Source organism: Psychrobacter sp. K31L (assembly GCF_017942195.1).
GTDB lineage: Bacteria > Pseudomonadota > Gammaproteobacteria > Pseudomonadales > Moraxellaceae > Psychrobacter > Psychrobacter glaciei.
The window spans coordinates 207751-228300 of record NZ_JAGKSC010000001.1 but is presented as its reverse complement, the minus strand read 5'-3'; the positions used below and the strand labels follow the sequence as shown (position 1 = coordinate 228300).

The following is a 20550-nucleotide window of genomic DNA, read 5'->3' as shown; positions in this document are numbered from 1 at the left end:
ATCGCTGTTTACCCTTTATAGCTAGATTAGCTGTTATGAAGGGTAGGGCAATTATCATGCTTATATCCCGCACTGAACTTTCTCTATATTGCTCAAATATCTATTGAGCGTCTTCAAAAAAGCTGGCTAATTATGATTCTCAATTAGCATCGTATTCTTAGTTAATAACGTTACAAGTCATACAGCGTCTATATGCTACTATATCTATCTTGATTTAGAAGATTTTTTGTTGTTTTCAATTTGACCATGCAGGTTACTGATAATGCTATCAATACAGGTATTATTACTATTACTGTAATCTGAAAGACGAATAAATATAGGAGTGCGTGTGATGATAGGTAGCCCAAAAGTTATTGAGTATTTAAATTTTCTATTAGGTGGCGAGCTTGCAGCTCGTGACCAGTATTTCATTCACTCAGAGATGTATGCGGAATGGCATTACGGCAAATTATACGACCGTATCAATCATGAGATGCAAGATGAAACCTTACACGCACAGGCTATCATTCGCCGTATTCTAATGCTCGGCGGCACGCCAAAGATGAAAGTCAACGATATCAATGTTGGTAGCACTGTTCCTGAAATGCTGCAGCTTGACCTTGATCTAGAGTATGAAGTGCAACAGCATCTAAAAGACGGTATTGCGCTGTGTGAAGAACAACATGATTACGTCACTCGCGAGATGTTGGTTGTGCAGCTAAAAGACACTGAAGAAGATCATGCGCATTGGCTTGAGCAGCAGTTGCGTCTTATCGATATGATTGGTCTACCAAATTACCTACAAAGTCAAATGGCTGAGGTATCTCCTCATCTTGTTTAATAGCTATCGATAGCGTTACACGACATTTAATTTACTAGGTAATGATAAAGGGAGAGATATTATGAAAGGGGATAAAGACGTTATTCGTGCACTCAATAAAGTGCTTGGTCAATCACTAATCGCTATTAACCAGTATTTTTTGCATGCACGGATTGCTCGGCATTGGGGTCTCGAAGCGCTGAATGACTCGCTATACCATCAATCAATTGCTGAGATGAAATGGTCAGACGATTTAATCGAGCGTATCTTGTTACTTGATGGTTTACCGAACTTGCAAGAACTGGGTAAAGTGCTGGTGGGTGAAGATGTGCCAGAGATTATTGATTGCAATTTGCGTTTAGAAAAACAGAAATTCGACATTCTTACCGATGCGATTACTTTGTGCGAGACACATCGTGATTATGTATCTCGTCAGCTATTGGTGAAGCTCAAAGATGGCAATGAAGAATATCAAGACTGGCTAGAGACACAAGAAGACTTGATCGAAAGCATTGGTGCAGAACGCTACATCCAATCACAGATGGATGATGACAAAGCGCCTTAGTCCTTCATCGCTTAAGCCCTTCATCGATTAAAAAGCCAGTAGGCGTTTGATATCATTCAAACCTCTACTGGCTTTTTTGTGTCTGGTATTTATGAGTATGTTTATGACATCATTTGTCTTCAGCTTTTAAATGAGGACATGCCCTAATACAAACCGCGACCATCTTCAGGTTTGAGACGTAAGAAATACAGTCCTGAGAGAATCGTTAGTATTCCCAATATCCAATACGTTGTTTGAAAGGCAGCCAAGGTATCAAGCTCAAACCGCTCACGTAGTAGATTCAGTAGCGCAGCCCCAAAGGCAATACCAAAGCTAATCGCGAGCTGCTGATTAACAGCCATCAAGCTGTTACCGCTACTGGTTTGTACGCCTTCTAAATCACCGATGGTAATGGTGTTCATTGCGCTAAACTGCATAGAGTTACAAGCACCCATTACGGTCAAAATAGGGATGAACCAAAGCCACTGTGAGGCATCATTAAACTGTGCCAACATAATGATGAGCGTACCCATAAAAAACGTATTGTAGACCAATACCGTGCGATAACTATAACGCTGAATAATTTTACTCACCCAAGGCTTGATGCCAATTGCCCCAACCGCGATAGGCGCTAGTAGCCAACCTGCCTGCGACGGTGAGTATTCAAACACCACTTGTAATAGTAACGGTAGTAGAAACGGCACGGCACTAATGCCTAAGCGCGTAAATAAGTTACCCGTAATCCCAATCTTAAAGGTACGAATATCAAATAGGGTCAAGGGGAATAGCGGCGCTTGACGACGTTTGGCATGCCAAATATAAGCACCTATCAGCAGGCTTGCACCCAAACCACAGAACAATCCATAAAGCTCTCGCCCTGCCTGTGAGCCAAACTCTACCGCCAGCGTAAACCCACAAGCTGCAGTGGCAAACAATAAAAACCCTGTCCAATCTAAATGCTTAGTATCTTCAAATAAAGCCGGTACCAGTTTTTTGCCCATAATAAAACCAAAAATACCCATCGGTATATTGATCAAAAATATCCACTGCCAGCTGGCATATTGCACGATATAACCGCCGAGCACTGGCCCTACCAAGGGTGCTACCAATGCTGGAATCACTGCAAAGTTCATCACGGTCAATAGCTTATTGCGAGGATACGACTTGACCAATATCAACCTAGCAACAGGTGTCATCATCGCACCGCCAATGCCTTGTACCACACGTGAACCAATTAAAAAGTCTAGGGTTGGTGAAGCTGCGCACAGCAATGAACCAATACAGAAGACGATAATCGCGGATAAAAACACCCGACGTGTGCCATATTTGTCCGCTAAAAACCCACTGATTGGAATAAAAACAGCCAAGGTTAACGCATAGCTAATCACAGCCCATTGCATCTTAAGTGGTGATTCACCCAGTGCTTGTGCCATTTGTGGTAGCGAGGTATTCAAAATAGTGGCGTCTAAAATTTGCATGAACAGCGCCACTGCCAGCACATAGGGTAGGTATTTATTTTGTGTGGAGGTTAGCGTTACCATACTGACATCACCATATCTTAAGGCTAAGGTATTCAAAGAGCGTGCTCGTGAGCGACTACCTTTATCTCTAAAGACCGTTAAATTGTGCGTAGTATAGAAACAATGGCAGAGTAGTTAAAGGTGAGCAAAGTAACCAAAGGACTTTTTATCTTAAAAACCACTACATTAATTACACGACAGGACTTTAATAGGTCGAGAGATAGCCGTTATAGTAGAGCACACATTCAGTCAGTCTCGTATAAATTGGATACATGAATTAAATAGTTCGTTAGGTTCGCTCAGTCTACTGCTTATAGTGTTTTCGCCTGCTTTTTTATCCAAATTATCTTGAACGGGCTATTTTTAGTAAAATTATATTTTGTGACACAATAACAAATAGGATCTCTGATGAGTAATGATAACAATCAATCAACGACCAATAATAATGTAAAAGAAGCGACTTATACGCCACCTAAGGTATGGACACAAGATAAAAAAAGTGGCGGTAAATTCGCCAGTATCAATAGCCCAACGGCTGGGGCGCGTCATGAGAAAGAGCTGCCAGTAGGCGAGGCACCATTACAGCTATATTCACTAAATACGCCAAATGGTGTCAAGGTTAACATCTTATTAGAAGAGCTGGCCGAGCTTGGTATTGAAGGCGCTGAATATGACGCCTATAAAATTGATATCTCAGAAGGCGATCAATTTGGTTCGGGCTTTGTGGCGATAAATCCTAACTCAAAGATTCCAGCCTTGGTCGATCATTCTGCCGATACCGCTGGCGAGCCTATTGCGCTTTTTGAGTCCGGTGCCATCTTAATATACTTGGCAGAAAAATTTGGTCAGTTCATCCCTGTAGCCGCTGGTAAAGCGAGAGCAGACTGTCTGTCTTGGTTGATGTGGCAAATGGGTAGTGCGCCTTTCTTAGGCGGTGGGTTTGGTCATTTTTATGCTTATGCGCCAGAGCCAATGGAATACCCCATCAATCGCTATGCCATGGAGACCAAGCGCCAGCTCGACGTACTCGATAAACACCTAAAAGACAGCGCATACATGTGCGGCAATGACGAGGCAGATTATAATATTGCGGATATCATTATTTGGGCATGGTATGGACAATTGGTTTTGGGTAAGCTTTATGAAGCCGCTGAATTCTTACAGGTCGACGATTATAAAAATGTACGGCGCTGGGCGAAGCAAATAGCTGAGCGTCCTGCGGTAAAACGGGCAGTCGATCTGTCACTAAAACCAATGGCTTAAGTAATTAAGCATCATAGGTCTTCATTAGAAAAATAAAAATAATGAGACTGTCAAACAAGGCTGGTAAGCAATTTGCTTATCAGCCTTGTTTTTTAACATATTGATAGTGCTATCTTTATATATCGATATATTAAATTAGCAGTATACTTGTATCTTTACATAATGGTACATTAGTACAACAGATAGAAACATTGATACGTTAAGATAACAGGTCGCCGTCTTAAAGGACGTGTGTTTATAATTCTTCTATTGATGAGTAATTATTATGAAGAAGCATAAAGTTCTAAGTGCACCATTATTGTTAACTGATCACAATGCCAGTTGCTATATCAATATTCATAAAAAATTTAATGCAAAAAATGTGACTCATTCTTCAAATAAAGCTAAAACAACAACAAAAATAAGCCTATTAATGTCAAAAAACAAAATTTTATTACCCATACTGACGGCACTGACTATCACATCATTTAGCTCTATGAGCCACGCTCATGCTGCCGCCGTTGAATTTACCAACCAAGATTGGCAGGTTGCTTGTGATAATACCCGTACTTGCCGGCTGGCAGGATACCAAGCAGAAAACAATAGCCAGTTGCCCGTCTCGGTATTGCTGGTGCGCCGTGCGGGGGCCAATGCCACCGTAGACGGTCAGGTTAAGTTTGGCGGTGCTAAAGAAAGCGCTGCGAAAGCCTTGATGCAACTGGGTAATCGCCATCGTATTTCTTTGGTTATCGACGGCAAAGACTTGGGTGAAACCAAACCTTTCTCCGCAGCAGCAGGCAATGCGGAGCTGACCTCGTCACAGGTGACCGCACTGCTAGATGCCTTGACTAAATCAAGCAAAATCGAGCTGGTACTACGTAACTCACGTTGGCAGTTGTCTGATAAAGGGGCTAGTGCTGTCATGCTCAAAGCAGATGAGGCACAGGGTCGTCTAGGCACATCGAGTGCCTTTATCCATAGCGATGATACTAAAAAGCCCAATAGTAGTGTCTTGCCACCTAAGCCTGCACCGTCGCTCCGTTTTGTAGCACCCAACCCTGCTGCTATATCTAGCAGCAACAAAAAATTTGTGATGAAATCCTCGCAGTTGTCAGCAATGATGAAAACTACCATGCGAGATGCCGATAGTGACTGCCCAAATTTGTTCGATGAAACCTCATGGCGTGTCAGCCGTTTGAACAATACGCAGTTATTAGCACAACACGAATGCTGGGTAGGGGCTTATAATGCAGGTATAGGCGTCTGGGTGATAAATGACAATAAACCCTATAAGCCGACCTTGGTTACCACCAATGCAACCGATTACGACAAAGGTAAAATCACGTCGGTACAAAAAGGTCGCGGGATTGGTGACTGCTTATCCAAAGCCGACTGGATGTGGACAGGTAAAGCTTTTGAAAAAAGTCATGAGAGCACTACGGGGCTGTGCCGTATGGTCGAAGCAGGCGGGGCATGGCAAATGCCAACTTATGTGACAGAAGTAAAAATTCTACGCTAGAACATTCGACGTTCATTTTAGTGACCAATCATTTACTTAAAGGCTGAGGCATGTCTTGATTAAATAAATGATTGGTTATTAAGAAGATAGCGCTTATTTTGATAGTAAATGGAAAAATAGATACAGATAGTGTTTGTACTGTGCTATACTGCGTCGCCACGTTAGCATTGACTAGCGTGAATTATGAGATTGATAACATCGCCTGCGATTTTGGGTCTAGGATGACCATAAGTAATTGTTGCCGATGATTTTGTGTACTTAAATAACCTTTTAAAAAATATCAGTTATTTTTGACTCATATCTTATCTACTGGCCCATATAAATATGGTCTAGATTGGTTGTTGTTTGCCTTTATCTGCTTTGGACAAAGCATTGATAATGCGCTGATATCAGGCAAGGATAAGACACTCGGCACTACCACCAAAATACGTCAGACAGCACGAACGCATTTATTGAAGAAGTAGAGCTTTATTAGCTTGGCTTCTGATTATCGACATTTTCATATTGCTCGGTAATTTTTTAATAAAAGCAGCGTGGTGAACGGTTATCAGTGGTATGCATCAAGTTTGCTGAATTTACAGCAACTTATACTTACCAAGGATTCTCATGACTGACATCTTATCTGCAATCGCCGCTGAAAATGGCATTATCGAAGACACCACTCAAAACACAACTACTAATGAAGCAGCTTCTACTGACGCTGACGCTTCTGACGAAAATCAAGTTACTTTTACTGACCTCGGTATTGCCAAGCCAATTTTGACCGCGCTTGATCGCAGTGGTTATACAAACCCAACACCTATTCAAGCACAAGCCATTCCTTTTGCTCTAGCGGGTCGTGACCTTCTCCTATCAGCGCAAACCGGTAGTGGTAAAACGGCAGCTTTCGTTATCCCTGTACTTGATCGTTTAAGCCGCGCCACTAGCTTTGACAAACTAACCAAAGCACTTATCCTAACACCAACGCGTGAACTTGCTCAGCAAGTACATGACAGCGTTCGTACCTACTCTAAAGATATGCGCGGTTTGTTCTGTGTGCCATTAGTAGGCGGCGCACCGTACAACGGTCAGATTACTGCTTTGAAAAAAGGCGTACAAGTTATCGTTGCGACCCCTGGTCGTTTACTTGACCATATCAATGCCGGTCGCGTTGACTTGTCAAACCTAGAAGTATTGGTACTTGATGAAGCTGACCGCATGCTAGACATGGGTTTTGCTGATGACATCAGTGATATCCTACGTGCTGCACCAACGGATCGTCAAACCATCATGTGTTCAGCAACTTGGGATGGCCCAGTAGGTAAAATCGCTGCCAGCTTCACTAAGAACCCTGAGCGCGTATCAATCAAAGTAGAATCTGCACATATCGAAGAAAAAGTGTACTACTGTGATGATTTTGATCATAAAAACCGTTTGCTTGACAAAATCGTTTGCCAGCAGGATATGGAACAGATCATTATCTTTGCTGCTACCAAACGTAGTACTGAAAAACTGGCCAAACAGCTACAAGAAGCGGGTCATAAAGCAAGCTTCCTACATGGTGATTTGCCACAAAGCAAGCGTAACCGTATCGTTCAAGACTTGCGTAATGGCAAAATTAAAATCCTAGTAGCGACTGACGTTGCCGCTCGTGGTCTAGATATCCCAGCTATCTCGCACGTTATTAACTATGACTTGCCACGTCAGACTGAAGATTACGTCCATCGTATCGGTCGTTGTGGTCGTGCTGGTCGTACTGGTATCGCTATCAGCTTATGTAGCATGGATGATCGTCCACAGCTAAACGCGATCAACCGTTATTTAGATCGCAAAATGGAAGTATGTATCATCGAAGGCATGGAGCCTAAGAAGACTTATGTACCTAGCGAAAACAAAGGCAATGGTCGTGGCCGTGGTCGTGGTCGTTCAAACGGCGGTGGCGGTAATGGTCAAGGCCGTGGTCGCTCAAGCGGTGGCTATCAAGGTAATCCTGCTAATGCTCGCGGTCGCTCAAGTGACAGCGCTCCAGCTGGTCAACGCGCAAGTAATGACAGCGGTTATCAAGGTAAGCCACGTGATTCATCTGGTAAGCCAAATGAGCGTTCAGGTGGCAAGCCGTATCAAGGCAAGCGCACTGGTGCTCCTAGCCGTGGTGATAGCACTGGCGTTCCACGTGGTGAGCGTGCTGCAACGGGTCGTGGTCGTCCAAGCGGCAGCCAAGGTCGCCCAGCTGGTCGTGCTGACAGCCGTGGTCAAGGTCGTTCAAGCGGCGGTAACCGTAGTAACAACTCGTAATACCGTTATATTTGATGATTAATAAAGGTTATTAATAAAATAATCCTTACTTAATCGGATAAAAATAGCGTCAAAAAGCCAGATACTTGTTATCTGGCTTTTTTGTGCGCAGTGGTTTTATGTGTATCCAATTAGGGCGTGTTCTCAAGTCAATCCAGCATTCTCTAAATGGGCTAACAATGAGGACACGCCCTATAGTCAAAATATTCCAAAAACGCTACGATACTGCTGATATCAATTTTTTGTAGCCTCTGTCTGCACAGGCACAGCAAGCAAGAAAAATTGATATCAGCAGTGCGTTATGTATCGATATTACTTTTCACTGACTATAGTACTGATGAGCTGCCAAAACGAACAAATATATCTTCGTAGTCAATCGTTGCTTGCACCTGTTTTTAGCCTTATCTATACTGACTCACTTTTGCTAGCTGTAACTCTTGGAGTACCTTGATGCCTGATATTTCTCATTTAGCCATTGATAGCTTGCCGTTAGCCTTTGGTATCATCATGGCTGTTATCGGATTGGTGTTCTATACTCAAGGTTTTCCCGGTAAGTTTTGGCAGCGCTTTTATGCGGTATTGCCGGGTATCGTACTGTGCTGCTTTATACCAGCCACACTGAACAGTTTGGGTGTGTTCGCTGACGGTATTGGCTCACAGATTTATGGCTTCACTGCTACTTATTTGCTGCCAGCAAGTTTGCTATTGATGACGCTATCAATGGATGTACCAAAGATATTGGGGTTGGGCTGGAAAGCGATTGCTATGTTCTTTGCCGCCAGTATCGCTATTGTCATCAGTGGCCCGATTAGCTTAGGGATAGCCAAATGGATATCGCCTGACATGTTTACAGATGACACGCTATGGCGCGGATTTTCAGCAGTGGCGGGTAGTTGGATCGGCGGTGCCGCCAACCAAGCGGCCATGAAAGAGCTATTTGGGGTCAGCGATGATTTATTTGGCATGATGATTTTGGTCGATACGACCAATGCCTCATTGTGGTTATTGGCGATATTAATCATGGCAAAGCATAGCGATAAGATAGATCGCCTATTAAGAGCGGATACCAGCAGTATCGATAAAGTGATTAAAGCGGTTGAAAGCTACGAGCGTGATCATACGCGTCCAGCGACACTGAATGATTTGATGGTGATGTTTGGCTTATGCTTTGCGATGGTTGGGGTGGCGCATTTCATAGGCGGTCAGATTGCAGAGTTTTTTGCACCTTATAGCTGGGCGGTACAGTATAGCTTTGCCAGCTCGTTCTTTTGGATGGTGGTGATTATCACCCTAATAGGTGTCATCTTTTCTTTTACTAAAATTCGCAGGCTTGATCATGTGGGTGCCTCCAAAATCGGTACCGTATTTATCTTTGTATTAATTGCGGCTATTGGTATGCAAATCAATCTAGCAGGTATTGTCTCGCAGTGGCGATTACTACTCATTGGTCTATTGTGGATGAGTATTCACGTCGTTATCATTTTTGCGGTCGCTAGAGTCATTCGTGCGCCATTTTTCTTTCTAGCAGTTGGCTCTAACGCAAATACTGGCGGTGCGTCATCGGCACCCATTGTCGCAACGGCCTTTCATCCATCGTTAGCACCAGTTGGCGTATTTTTAGGTATTTTGGGTTATGCAGTGGGCACGTTTGGTGGTTATATCAGTACGCAGCTAATGCGATTGGTGGTGACATAACCTTATAATTTGAAAAAATGGTTATAAAAAAAGCAGCATAAGATCGATTTATGCTGCTTTTTCTACGTCTGTCGGTTGATCCTAACCATTCATTTAAAACAGTTTTTGCCCTTTATATCCCTATCCCCAATAACCATCAGGACATTTAGGCAGTTCCACCAAAATACGACGTAGCTCCTCTGACCATTGATGGCGAATGCTGTTGAAATACTCATCATTCTCATCAATACGTCGGCCAGTGGGCATGGTCAGGCTGTCATTGTCATACAGTATAAAGTCAATTGGCATGCCCACTGACAAGTTGGATTGAATGGTTGAATCGAATGACAGCATCAATGCGCGGGCTGCATGTCTCACGTCTGTATCGTAGCTGACAGAGCGATCTAGAATGGGTTTGCCATATTTGCTTTCACCCAACTGAAAAAACGGGGTGTCTTCAGTGGCCCTGATACAATTGCCTGCAGGATAAATCATGTACAACTCAGGCTTCTGGCCTTTTATTTGACCACCCAGCATAAAAGAGCTGGTAAAGGCGCCATCGACACTAGAATTAGCGACTTTTTTTGCATGATTCATCTTTTCACGCATGCATTCACCAACCATTTGCGCGGCATCAAATAAAGTCGGGACCGTATTGAGATTACTCTCAAGACGCTGGTCAATATCGTTTTGCAGCTTGTTAAACACCGCCTGCGATGTCGCTAAGCTGCCAGCTGTCTGTAATACTATAAAGCGCTCGCCCTCAACGCCATATTGATAGAGTTTTCTAAAGGTTGAGATATGATCAACCCCAGCATTGGTACGTGTGTCGCTAGCAAAAACCATCCCTTCTTTCAGACGTATAGCGGCACAATAAGTCATAACTGATCCTTAGTAGAATAGGCTTAAAAATAGCCTATGATAATCTCGAAACCAATACTTGACTGTAAAGGTTTTCATAACCGCCGCCCATTCTAACACCGCGGACAGGAGCTGTATCTAAATAGTCTCGGCCAATGGCGACGTAGACATGAGAGCTTGGTTGAAACAGCTGATTTGAGATATCAAAGGTGTACCAGTAACCGTCCAGCCATACTTCTGCCCAGGCATGACTGGCCATATGGTTTTCGGTATCGTCGTATAGATAGCCTGACACATAACGGGCTGGGATATGCTGATCCCGTAAGCAGCCTAAAAACACATGGGTGTGATCTTGGCAAACGCCAGCGCCTGTCGCAAAAGACTCAGTCGCTGTCGTACCTACATGAGTCACATCTTTCACAAACGGCATCTTCATGATAAGGGCATTGGCCATCGACTTTAGGCTGTCATGAGTGGGGTTTTTTAGATAGGGCGCTGAAAACTCACGCATCTCTTGTGAGCATTTGGTCAATGGTGTTTGTACCGTAAACAGTAGGTAGGGAACATGATCCATATCCGCTACACGCTTGGTCTCTGTATCAATCTCGACGATACCTGACGCTTGCATTTGCAGGTTGTTATGCGCCTCGTTACGGCTGAGGGTAAGCCAGTCATTGCCAAAGCCGTCCTTTTGATTGGTCGCCACTTTGGGGAGCATCACCTCCCATTTGTGAATGATTTGGTGCGGCATCTGCATTGGCGTCATGCGTATATACTGGACACTGCGCTGTGCAAGCTCGCCGTAATAATAGTTGGTTTGATGGCTGATTTGAAGTTTCATGATAGCTTCCTATTTTTCTGTTTATTTCATATGTATGGTCAATCCCATATAAATCGGATATGGCGTCAGGCGAGCTTAGTCTACTATTGGTAGTACTGTTACTCGCCTTGCTATTATCCAAATTATCTGGAATCGACTGTATCATTAGCGCCTGTAATCATCTTGCGACTAGACACCTTGACGCAAGATGATATTAAACTCTTTGCTAATCAGCTGAAAATCACTAAATTTCTTCGATCTAATCATCTGATTGGCCAGACGTGTCAGCTCACGCCAGCGCGTGTTTTCAGGCAGCTCATTGATCCAGTACTTAAACTCAAGACTGACTTCTATTGAGTCCTCTTCCAGTAGCACAGCCCGCTCTAGCTGCTCAAAATGACGCCCTAATTGCCAGAAGCAGGTCACCGTTGGATGCTCTTGTTTCATAGCTGCGTTACATGCATGTAGCTGCAAGGTTGCAGCCCGATAAGTACCAGCACTTGAAAGCCGCTTAATCAAATTATATAACTCAGCCGTGTCTTTACCAATGACGCCTTTGGCCTCTTGCACATTGTCATCTATCGATTGAACGATGTTCGGTATGATATTTCGTTCCAGATCAGACAGCATCTGCGCTTTCATGGTCTTAAACGATTCATCCGCATCCGCGTCAAAACCTAAATGGCTGATTAAATGCTTCAGCTGTGATTTTTTGAGATCGTCTTTGACCAGTTGCTTCATGACATTATCATAGTAATACAGGCGCTCGCTGTATCGGCCTAGCCATATGAGATGACTGGCAGTGGAGAGTAGCAAGATCATTGGTGCGTCATCTAGCATCTCATAGCCTGCTTCTTTAGGCTGCACACGATCATAATAGTTGGCGTGATCTGAGTTGTTGGCATCTAAAGGCACAGGCGTGTATTTGCCAGCTTGACCATTACCGTTTGGTTTTTTGGTTTCAGATTGTAGGTGACTGTCATCGACGACCCAAGTGTCCTTAATACCGCCACCTTGTGATGAGTTGACGACTAATGAGCCCTCAACCATGGCCACACGAGTCAAGCCACCCGGTACGATATCGACTGTGCCATCGCCGTGACTGAGGATAAAGGGACGCAGATCAATGTGACGTGGCGCAATGCCATCGCTGACAGCAGTGGGGTTGGTCGATAACGAAATAGTCGGCTGGGCAATGAAACCGGCTGGGTTTTCAAGTAAGCGCAGGCGATACTCTTCAATCTCCTTTTTAGTAGAAGTCGGCCCAATAAGCATGCCGTAGCCTCCCGAACCTTGGGTTTCTTTTACGACTAGCTTGTCTAAATTATCAAGCACGTATTTGAGCTCATCAGGCTTGCGGCATTGATAGGTTTCTATATTAGGCAGAATCGGCTCTTCGTTTAGATAGAATTTAATCATGTCTGGTACAAAAGGATATAGGCTCTTATCATCAGCCACACCTGTACCTGGTGCATTTACGATAACGACATTACCAGCGCGATAGGCGCTCATTAGCCCTGAGACGCCCAATATCGAGTCAGATTGAAAAGCGAGCGGATCAATATAGGGGTCATCAATGCGTCGGTAGATCACATCGATTTGTACCTTGCCACGAATACCTTGCATATAGACCTTACTGTCCTCAACTACCAAATCATAACCATGTACGAGTGGCACATTCATCTCATGTGCTAAGAACGCATGCTCATAATAGGCACTGTTAAAGCGGCCAGGTGTCAAGATGACAACTTGTGGATCATATTTGGAGGTTGAGCTGGCAAGACAGGCTTTGAGGCGGTCGGGATAATCACTGATGCCCATAATAGAGGTGTCAGCAAACATATCAGACAATAATGTCTCTGATATTTTACGGCTCTCAAGCATATAGGAGACACCAGACGGAGTACGCAAATTGTCCTCTAATACACAGAACTTGCCAGACTCGTCACGGATCAAGTCGATACCACTGATATGCGAGTAGATGGGTTTGTCAAGCTCAATACCCATCATCCAAGGCTCATAGCAGCCGCTGGCATAGACATAGCTGGCAGGCACGATGTCGGCCTTCATGATGGCTTGGTCATGGTAGATGTCATGCAAAAAAGCATTGAGTGCGGTGATGCGCTGCTTACAACCGGCTTCTATCAGACGCCACTCGCTTGCAGCAATAATACGGGGGATAATATCAAACGGAATCATACGCTCGATGTTTTTGGCATCGCTATAGACGGTAAAGGTGACGCCTTTACGGTAAAAGATGTTTTCTGCTTGTTCGTTTAGATAATTGAGGGCATCCATGTTGATGTTATCAAGCCAATTACCAACGGCTTTTGCCACTGGGCGATACTGACCTTTAGCCGTTTGGAGCTCATCAAAGCTTGGTGCTCGTGATGGAGGAGTATCTGCTAAATTCTTGACGGGTGTATCCTCTGACTGATTCTGTGATTGGCTTTGCGATGGCTCTGAAGCGTTGTCTTTTGTACTTGTTTTAGGGGCAGCCGTGTCCTTATTTGTGTTTTGATTCTGACTTTGGTCTTGCGACTGGTCTTCTTGTGATTGATTTTGGCTCTGAGACTGGGATTGAGATGATTTTTTATTCATAAATACCACACGTATCCTTGGTAGAATCTAGATGATAGTGGACAGACAATAGCGTCAATTCGCCATACATAGCGCCTGTATCTTGTATGAACTATACAACGTCTACTGGGCAATATACAACAATCGTTCTATAATAAAATGGAATATATTCAATATGTTATGAATTAGAATATTACAAACAAGTGTTCTATGGTCCACTAAATAAGACAAGAAATCGTTGAACAAGGCAATAAAACCATGAAAAAATACCATCGTTCTTTAATACTGGCAGGTATAGGATTGTCAGCGACTATCGGTGTGACTGGCTGTGGTAGCGAACCACAACAAGATATCTTGCCCGCTGGTAGCACAGTGATAGCGCTTGGCGATTCATTGACTTATGGCTATGGGGCAAATACTGAAACAGCGTATCCCATGGTATTGGCAGAGCTAAGCAAATGGAGAGTCATTAATGCAGGTGTCAATGGCGATACATCCGCAGATGTGCTGGCTCGGGTGGACGAAATCACTAAGCAAAACCCTGATTTGGTGTTGCTCAGCGTCGGCGGCAATGATGTATTGCAGCGTATTGCACCTGATACGACGCGTGCCAATATTACCGAAACGATTAATCAGTTTAAATCCGCTGACATTTCAGTGGTACTGATGGCACAGCCTTATTTTAGTACCAGTGCCTTGTTTGGCAAGGCTAGTGACAACCCTATTTATGAAGACGTTGCAAATGCTGAAGATGTGCCATTATATTCTGATGGCTGGTCGATTGTGCTATCAGATGACGCATTAAAATCTGATAGAATTCATGCCAATGCTGCAGGTTATAGACAGTTCGCTGAAGGATTACATGGTTATTTAAAAGACGAAGGCTGGGTACGTTAAACCGAAATTTAAACCACAGTTTTTAAGTTTAAAAATTATGAGTAGGGCGTATGTCTGTAGTCAGTGTACGAAGCACAAAAAAGCAGAGCGCTTATTGACTAAGCACTCTGCTTTTTTATTAATGATTAATAAACGGTAAATTTCACAGTGAGACCTTTATAAACTAATCATTCTGATTATTGTCACCCATGACTACCACCAAACCTTCATCAGCGGCTATTTTGCCTTCGCAAATATCTTGATAGACTTCCAATAAACCATTGACCCCGTCAAGCTCTTGAATTTTTAGCCATGCATTGGTTTTTGCGGTGCTATTCATGATATAGCGCATAGAGCGTTTGTTAAATTCTTCAGCACCCCATTCTTTCATGCATTGCTGTACATGACTGGGTGCAAAAAACTGTTGGCTACGTTCTTGAATAATACCGTCTACATGGCGCGGTTCGTCCCAATGCGTGAGACCGACATTGCTAGTGTAGCGCATGTTATCGCCTAAGTGTCTATGTAGACGGCTGAGCACGTCGGTATTGGCCGACATATCGACAATGACCGTAGGTTTGCTGGCGTCAATCTGCTCAAGCGTGTCGTAGCTAAGCACACTGTCATAAGCATCAATTGAGTTAACGAAATTTATATGACGGTTTGAGGTGAGGCCGATAACGTGCGGCGCATCTTTATCATCAGTGAGGCCATAAGCTAGGCCAATACTGGTTTTACTAGAGGCACTGATAATCACCACTTGCTCTGCACCAAACCAGTCATTGCGCTTTAATAAATCATGTAAGCAGAATGAGGTCAAGTGCAATACGAACAACAGCATGCGCTGATTGTCATTGGCACGGTCATAACCCGGCTCGTGGTTAACGCGCTGATATAGGTTATAACCGGGTGGCAGCTCGGCACGATGGGCACTACCATCGAGCAGGCTGGTTTGCGTGACTCGCTTAGGTGTAATAATTAATTCGTTGGCAGGCGGGAAGTAACCAAATAGTCGTTCACCGACGGGCAGCGCTTCACTATTGGACTCCACAACATCGGCAAAGCCCCATACAGGAATAATGCCCCATTTTTCGGGTTCATTCCCATTTGGCGGAAAAAACTGCCAATAGCGTAATTGGTCACCCATGACGGCATAAGTAATGTTGTTGGCGGTAAAGGCAAAGCGATCGACTTTGACACGTACTTCGCCATCACCGAGAGTGTGTATAGGCGTCTCTTGCAGGCGAGCTTGAGTTAGGTTTGTTTTGTTGGTCTGAAATTCTTGCATGGACATTTCCTTTTCTCTTTATAGTTATCAGATTAAGCGTTAGCAGTTTTGGCTTGACGTGCTGCTGTTATTTGCATAATTTCACCCATGAGTTTGGGCATGTTTGCAGCGGCTTTTGGTCCTGCTTCTTTTAAACGTTTAAGGATAGCCAGCTCTTCAGGTGGCGTATCTTCGCTGGCACGTACCAATTTGGTGAAGCCATCTAAGCGATTGTTAATCATCCATTCACGTAGCGCAGGCTCTTTTGACCAACGCATCTGGTTTTTCATTTGTTTAACGAGCCCAACCAAAAAGTCTGTATCATGATTTGGGATCGGCACCACTTGGCATAACTCATTTTTGACGGTTTCATCGTCGTAATTGGCCTCGATGTGGGCGATGAACGCCGCACTGAATACAGGCTGATAGGTACGTACGGTTTGTACCACCACAGTATCACCTTTGAATACATCGTACGTCTCTGTCACTGGTACTGCTCGTGCTGAGCAGTCGATATGCATGGTGTTGGGCGTGGTAGCAATGCTGTCATCACCGAAATAAATCTTGTCAGTATCTAAACGGGTCACGCGTCCTTTACGCACAATGTTTTTAACACGGCGTAACTGCTTAAGCTCTTCACTACTAATGGTGGCGCCATGGAACATTTGTGGGCGTACATTTGGATCTATACGCATTAATACGCCGCCTTTTTCTAACCGATCAAAAAGGTCTTCGATATTTTCGGCTTCAGCAATTGCTTCTGCCTGAGTGGCCTGTGCTCCAATAGTGTGGGTGAAAAAATCACGAGAGGGCTGGGTATTTTGACGATCAATTAGCCAAGCGTCTCTGGGCATAATCCATGTGATATGGTCTGGATCAATATGGTTCTCCAGTAGCCATAATACTGCATCTATACCTGTTTTGCCGCCACCTATAATGACATAACCATTATGTGATGTGGTTAGACTCGGCAAGTCATTTAACGGGCCAAATTTCACACCTTCAGCAATCTCGAAGTTTGGGGTATGGGTTGCTGGTATTGAAGTTTTAAAATAAGTACCATCAATGATTTTTTTATTGACCTTGACTTCATAATGGGTATCAGACAGTAGGGATGAGAATTTCCCTTCGCCTTTGTATTCACACATAGGGAAATACTTCACACGGCCACTCGGTAAAAACGTGTGCTTCATGACTTTATCAAAATAGGCCATGACTTCTGCACCTGATGCCAGCTCGGACAAGCCTTTGTTTAAGCCAATTTCGTCAACCATACCACCGCAAAGCTCACGTGAGCTAACGCCGTAAAAAGACGACGGCTGATGTAAGGTGACAAATGAATAAGCGTCGTTCCAATGACCACCTGGCTTATGATGTTTATCGACAATAATAATATTAGCATCTGTCTCTGTAAGTAGTACGTCGGCAAAAGCCATGCCCACCGCGCCACTACCAATGATTAGATAATCCGTTTCTAGCTGTTGAATACTCATAGCGTCCTTACTCTCAAGTTAAATTTTTATCAATACAATCAATTCATAATCGTTTGTGCATAACAGTGTTATATACTAGAATAACGCTGTTATAATTGTCAAGAGATAGTGAGAATCTAATGGATGCTAGAACCAAAATACTAAATGCCGCATCTGAACTTTTTTTAGAAGGGGGCGGGGATGCCTTAAGCGTGCGTGCCATCTCCAAACGTGCAGGATTGTCCACTATCGGTATATACAGCCACTTCCAAGGTAAGCAAGGCATACTGGATGCGCTGTACATAGAAGGGTTTAATCTTGTCCGTGAAGCTATGGATGTCATTCCAGAAGGTAGAGCAAACAAAGAACAAGTGCTAGAGGCGTGCCTAGGGTATCTCAATGTAGGCGAGAAATATGAGGCCCATTATCGGCTGATTTTTGGGGAGTCTGATGCAGGATATCAGCCCTCAATCGAAGCCATTGCAGCAAGAGATAGTGCTTTCTCAAAATTGGTACGAGTGGCGGGTTCTTATTTGCCAGATAGTGCTAGCGCGACGGAGCGTCGACAAATAGCGCTAGATATCTGGGCAATCGTGCACGGCTACGTGAGTATTAGTCACCATATGGTGTTTACCCATGATATGGATTTAGATTGGAAGACGATGGCTCTGCGAGTGGTAGCAGTGCAGTTGGATGCTATTGGCATAACTAAAGCTAAAGTAAAGCCCTTCTAAAAACGATCGTAATTAGCAGTATAAATATCAAACAGCAATCAATAAATACTCATAATAAGCAGACAAATGGCATTTCAATCAACCGCTCTTTTATTCAAAAAAAATAAATAAGTAAACATGGATTTTTTGTCTTGTAAACCCTATTTTTTTAGGTTACTTTTTAACATTGATTACATTTCTTTGACCAAGGAGAGGCCGTTTGAATACTATCTTATCACCGCTTACCGTTTCAGTCGTTGCAGCTCTAGCAATGCTAACAGGCTCGCAAACATTTGCAGATGCTCAGTACGGTACTTATGGTGAAGAAACGGCGTTAACGCTTGCCCGCGATTATGCTGGCAGGTATACAGGATCTGACAAAGAAGTCCAAGCTGCTGACTATATGCAGCAGCGTATGACTATCGATGGCAGTAATAACCAAGTCAATCGCCAAACTTTCGATTTCGTAGCGCCTCGTGGTTTATTCAAAGGTCAAACATTAACGAGTAATAACGTTGTCGTGACCCAAAAGGGCAGTGCTGATACCAACAGAACGCTATTTGTCGGTGCACATTATGATTCTGCCGTCGCCTATCCAAACTATGCAAATCTAGAAGCATTAGACGATAACGCTTCTGGGTCTGGCGTCTTAACTGAGTTGACAAAAAACCTGACTGGTATTGAGACAGAGCACGATATTCAGTTTGTGGCATTTGGTGCAGAGGAGGGCGGTCTCAATGGTTCAAAGGCATTTGTTGATCAGCTCACGGACGCAGAAAAATCAACAGCGCTGGGCATGATTAACCTAGACAGTCTGATTACAGGCGACAAAATGTACGCCAATGCAGGGCGAAACGCTTATGACAATGACGGTAATGAAGTGGCTGCCAATGTAAGTTTGCGTGAAAACGCACTGCGCATTGCAAAAGAGCTTGGTATTACACTAGAAGTCAATACAGCCATTATTGCACCAGGTGAGACAGAGCCATACGAGCCTTATGGCGTTGGCTGCTGTAGCGATCAGGAATCTTTTGATAGTGTCATGCAGGTCGTCGGATTTGAGGCAACTAACTGGGGCCTTGGGCCTGATTATGATGGTTACACACAAACTGAAAACCCGGATATTCCAGGTGGCTATACGTGGCATAACCCTGCATTAGATAACGAAGAAGTGCTTACTGCGGCCTTTGGTGAAGAGCGCATAGCGCAAAGAATGCGTGACTACTCTCGTATCATCAGCAGGTTGATTGTTGAGCAAACCAATGCCGATATCATCGCATCAACCAAGAGCGCTATTAATCTGCAGAATACGATGGCTGCTGCGTTAAAAATTAATGCTACTGACTCGCACTCAGCGGTGCTTGAGCGCGCCAATGCTTTGGCATTACATACTCTCGATGATGCGGAGCCTTTTGATACCGAGTCGCGTACTCAGGTTTGGGTAGATGGCTCTCAAAGCTATGTAGATGCTGATGACGAACAAGAAGGCACTCGCGCTAATATTGGTCTATATGGCGAATATACCGTTCAGCCGAGCTGGCGTGTTGGCGCAGGTGTGCAAGCGGCCAATCAAAACAATAAAAGCGTAGAAAACGGTATTAAAAAAGACACAAGCTATGGCGTGCAAGCCTATTCCTTATTGGGCGGAAAAGACACGGCTTGGTGGAATACCACATCTCTGAGCTTATCTAAACATGACTTGGACGTTAATAGAACTGTAAAACTGGATGGTAATGACGGCATAAACATTATCAACAATAGCGAACGCGGTGATGCGGATGCCGATGTGTTTAGCGCATACAATGAGCTTGGCTATAATTTTCTTATCAAGAAAAACGTCGCGCATGGTGCATTTTTGGGTCTGAATTACAGTGATACAGACATAGATGGTTATACCAGTGGCAATGCCAACTCTCGCACTGCACTAAAGGTTGATAGCACCTCTAGCGAAGCATGGAATTCAGAGCTTGGTTACCAGTTACAATATGGCTTTAATTTGATGGGCACGCCTGCCAAACTTCAAGGTAAAATTGCTTATGTGCATGTTATCGACGATGGTTTAACAGACAGTTTATCGACAACGTCTTTAGCTGATGGACAAACGAGAAACGTTAGTATTACCCAAACAGATAAAGATGACGACTATGGACGTTTTGAGCTGAGTGTGAGTAACAAAGTTCATAAGAACGTTTATGCGTATCTAAATGGCGATACAACCTTTGCACGTGACGATAAGGACAGCTCGGTACAACTAGGCTTGCAATATCAATTTTAAATCTTAATGTGTGAATGTCAGATTGCGCTGCTCAATAATTCATTTATGAGCAGCGTTTTTTGCTTATGCATGTCAATATATTAATTACAAGTGCGTATTACTGATTGCCGCTAC

General features: G+C 43.8%; 14 protein-coding genes and 1 pseudogene. 9 read left to right on the top strand and 6 right to left on the bottom strand.

The features are described 5' to 3' along the window. Positions 1–331: 331 nt before the first annotated feature. Both bfr (J5X94_RS00895) and bfr (J5X94_RS00890) read left to right on the top strand, forming a co-directional pair. Complete coding sequence (bfr, locus tag J5X94_RS00895) at positions 332–820, top strand: bacterioferritin (RefSeq protein WP_010198016.1); 489 nt, start codon at positions 332–334, stop codon at positions 818–820. Positions 821–881: 61 nt separating this feature from the next. Beyond that, positions 882–1364: a bacterioferritin gene (gene bfr / locus J5X94_RS00890; RefSeq protein WP_189581946.1), complete on the top strand. Its 483-nt coding sequence runs from the start codon at positions 882–884 to the stop codon at positions 1362–1364. A gap of 143 nt (positions 1365–1507) precedes the next feature. On the opposite strand, the gene J5X94_RS00885 is transcribed toward bfr (J5X94_RS00890), so the two are convergent. After that, positions 1508–2884 (bottom strand): DHA2 family efflux MFS transporter permease subunit, encoded by a 1377-nt coding sequence (locus J5X94_RS00885; protein ID WP_416346156.1) that lies wholly within the window; start codon positions 2882–2884, stop codon positions 1508–1510. A 387-nt stretch (positions 2885–3271) separates the two neighbouring features. On the opposite strand from J5X94_RS00885, the gene yghU reads away from it, so the two are divergent. The 4 genes from yghU (at position 3272) to J5X94_RS00865 (ending at position 9593) form a co-directional block, all read left to right on the top strand. Beyond that, a complete protein-coding gene (gene yghU, locus J5X94_RS00880) occupies positions 3272–4126 on the top strand; it encodes a glutathione-dependent disulfide-bond oxidoreductase (protein WP_210539404.1) in 855 nt (284 codons plus the stop codon). A gap of 412 nt (positions 4127–4538) precedes the next feature. Next, positions 4539–5624, top strand: a complete 1086-nt coding sequence (locus J5X94_RS00875) for a DUF1176 domain-containing protein (protein ID WP_228293097.1) — start codon at positions 4539–4541, stop codon at positions 5622–5624. 606 nt (positions 5625–6230) lie between these two features. Continuing rightward, positions 6231–7898, top strand: a complete 1668-nt coding sequence (locus tag J5X94_RS00870) for a DEAD/DEAH box helicase (protein WP_210539401.1) — start codon at positions 6231–6233, stop codon at positions 7896–7898. A 450-nt stretch (positions 7899–8348) separates the two neighbouring features. Continuing rightward, a complete protein-coding gene (locus tag J5X94_RS00865; RefSeq protein WP_210539399.1) occupies positions 8349–9593 on the top strand; it encodes a DUF819 domain-containing protein in 1245 nt (414 codons plus the stop codon). Between the two features lie 120 nt (positions 9594–9713). On the opposite strand, the gene J5X94_RS00860 is transcribed toward J5X94_RS00865, so the two are convergent. From J5X94_RS00860 to J5X94_RS13850, 3 genes and pseudogenes are all read right to left on the bottom strand, one after another. Further along, positions 9714–10454, bottom strand: a complete 741-nt coding sequence (locus tag J5X94_RS00860) for a peptidase (RefSeq protein ID WP_210539397.1) — start codon at positions 10452–10454, stop codon at positions 9714–9716. Between the two features lie 34 nt (positions 10455–10488). Further along, complete coding sequence (locus J5X94_RS00855; RefSeq protein WP_201590650.1) at positions 10489–11274, bottom strand: transglutaminase family protein; 786 nt, start codon at positions 11272–11274, stop codon at positions 10489–10491. 957 nt (positions 11275–12231) lie between these two features. Continuing rightward, positions 12232–13854: pseudogene (locus J5X94_RS13850) on the bottom strand (circularly permuted type 2 ATP-grasp protein); the annotation flags it as partial. 237 nt (positions 13855–14091) lie between these two features. On the opposite strand from J5X94_RS13850, the gene J5X94_RS00845 reads away from it, so the two are divergent. Then, entirely contained in the window at positions 14092–14730 is a 639-nt protein-coding gene (locus tag J5X94_RS00845) for a GDSL-type esterase/lipase family protein (RefSeq protein ID WP_210539393.1), read from the top strand. Positions 14731–14893: 163 nt separating this feature from the next. Here the strand turns inward: J5X94_RS00845 and J5X94_RS00840 are convergent, their stop codons facing one another. After that, positions 14894–15997 carry a DUF2855 family protein gene (locus J5X94_RS00840; RefSeq protein ID WP_210539392.1) on the bottom strand — a complete coding sequence of 368 codons (1104 nt, stop codon included), beginning with the start codon at positions 15995–15997 and terminating at the stop codon, positions 14894–14896. Between the two features lie 32 nt (positions 15998–16029). Beyond that, positions 16030–17469 (bottom strand): NAD(P)-binding protein, encoded by a 1440-nt coding sequence (locus J5X94_RS00835; RefSeq protein WP_210539390.1) that lies wholly within the window; start codon positions 17467–17469, stop codon positions 16030–16032. A gap of 119 nt (positions 17470–17588) precedes the next feature. Here J5X94_RS00835 and J5X94_RS00830 point away from each other — a divergent pair, with 119 nt between their 5' ends. Both J5X94_RS00830 and J5X94_RS00825 read left to right on the top strand, forming a co-directional pair. Further along, on the top strand, positions 17589–18182 hold the full coding sequence (locus J5X94_RS00830) for a TetR/AcrR family transcriptional regulator (RefSeq protein WP_210539388.1): 594 nt from the start codon (positions 17589–17591) through the stop codon (positions 18180–18182). 199 nt (positions 18183–18381) lie between these two features. Beyond that, on the top strand, positions 18382–20436 hold the full coding sequence (locus tag J5X94_RS00825) for an autotransporter domain-containing protein (protein ID WP_210539386.1): 2055 nt from the start codon (positions 18382–18384) through the stop codon (positions 20434–20436). Positions 20437–20550: the final 114 nt, after the last annotated feature.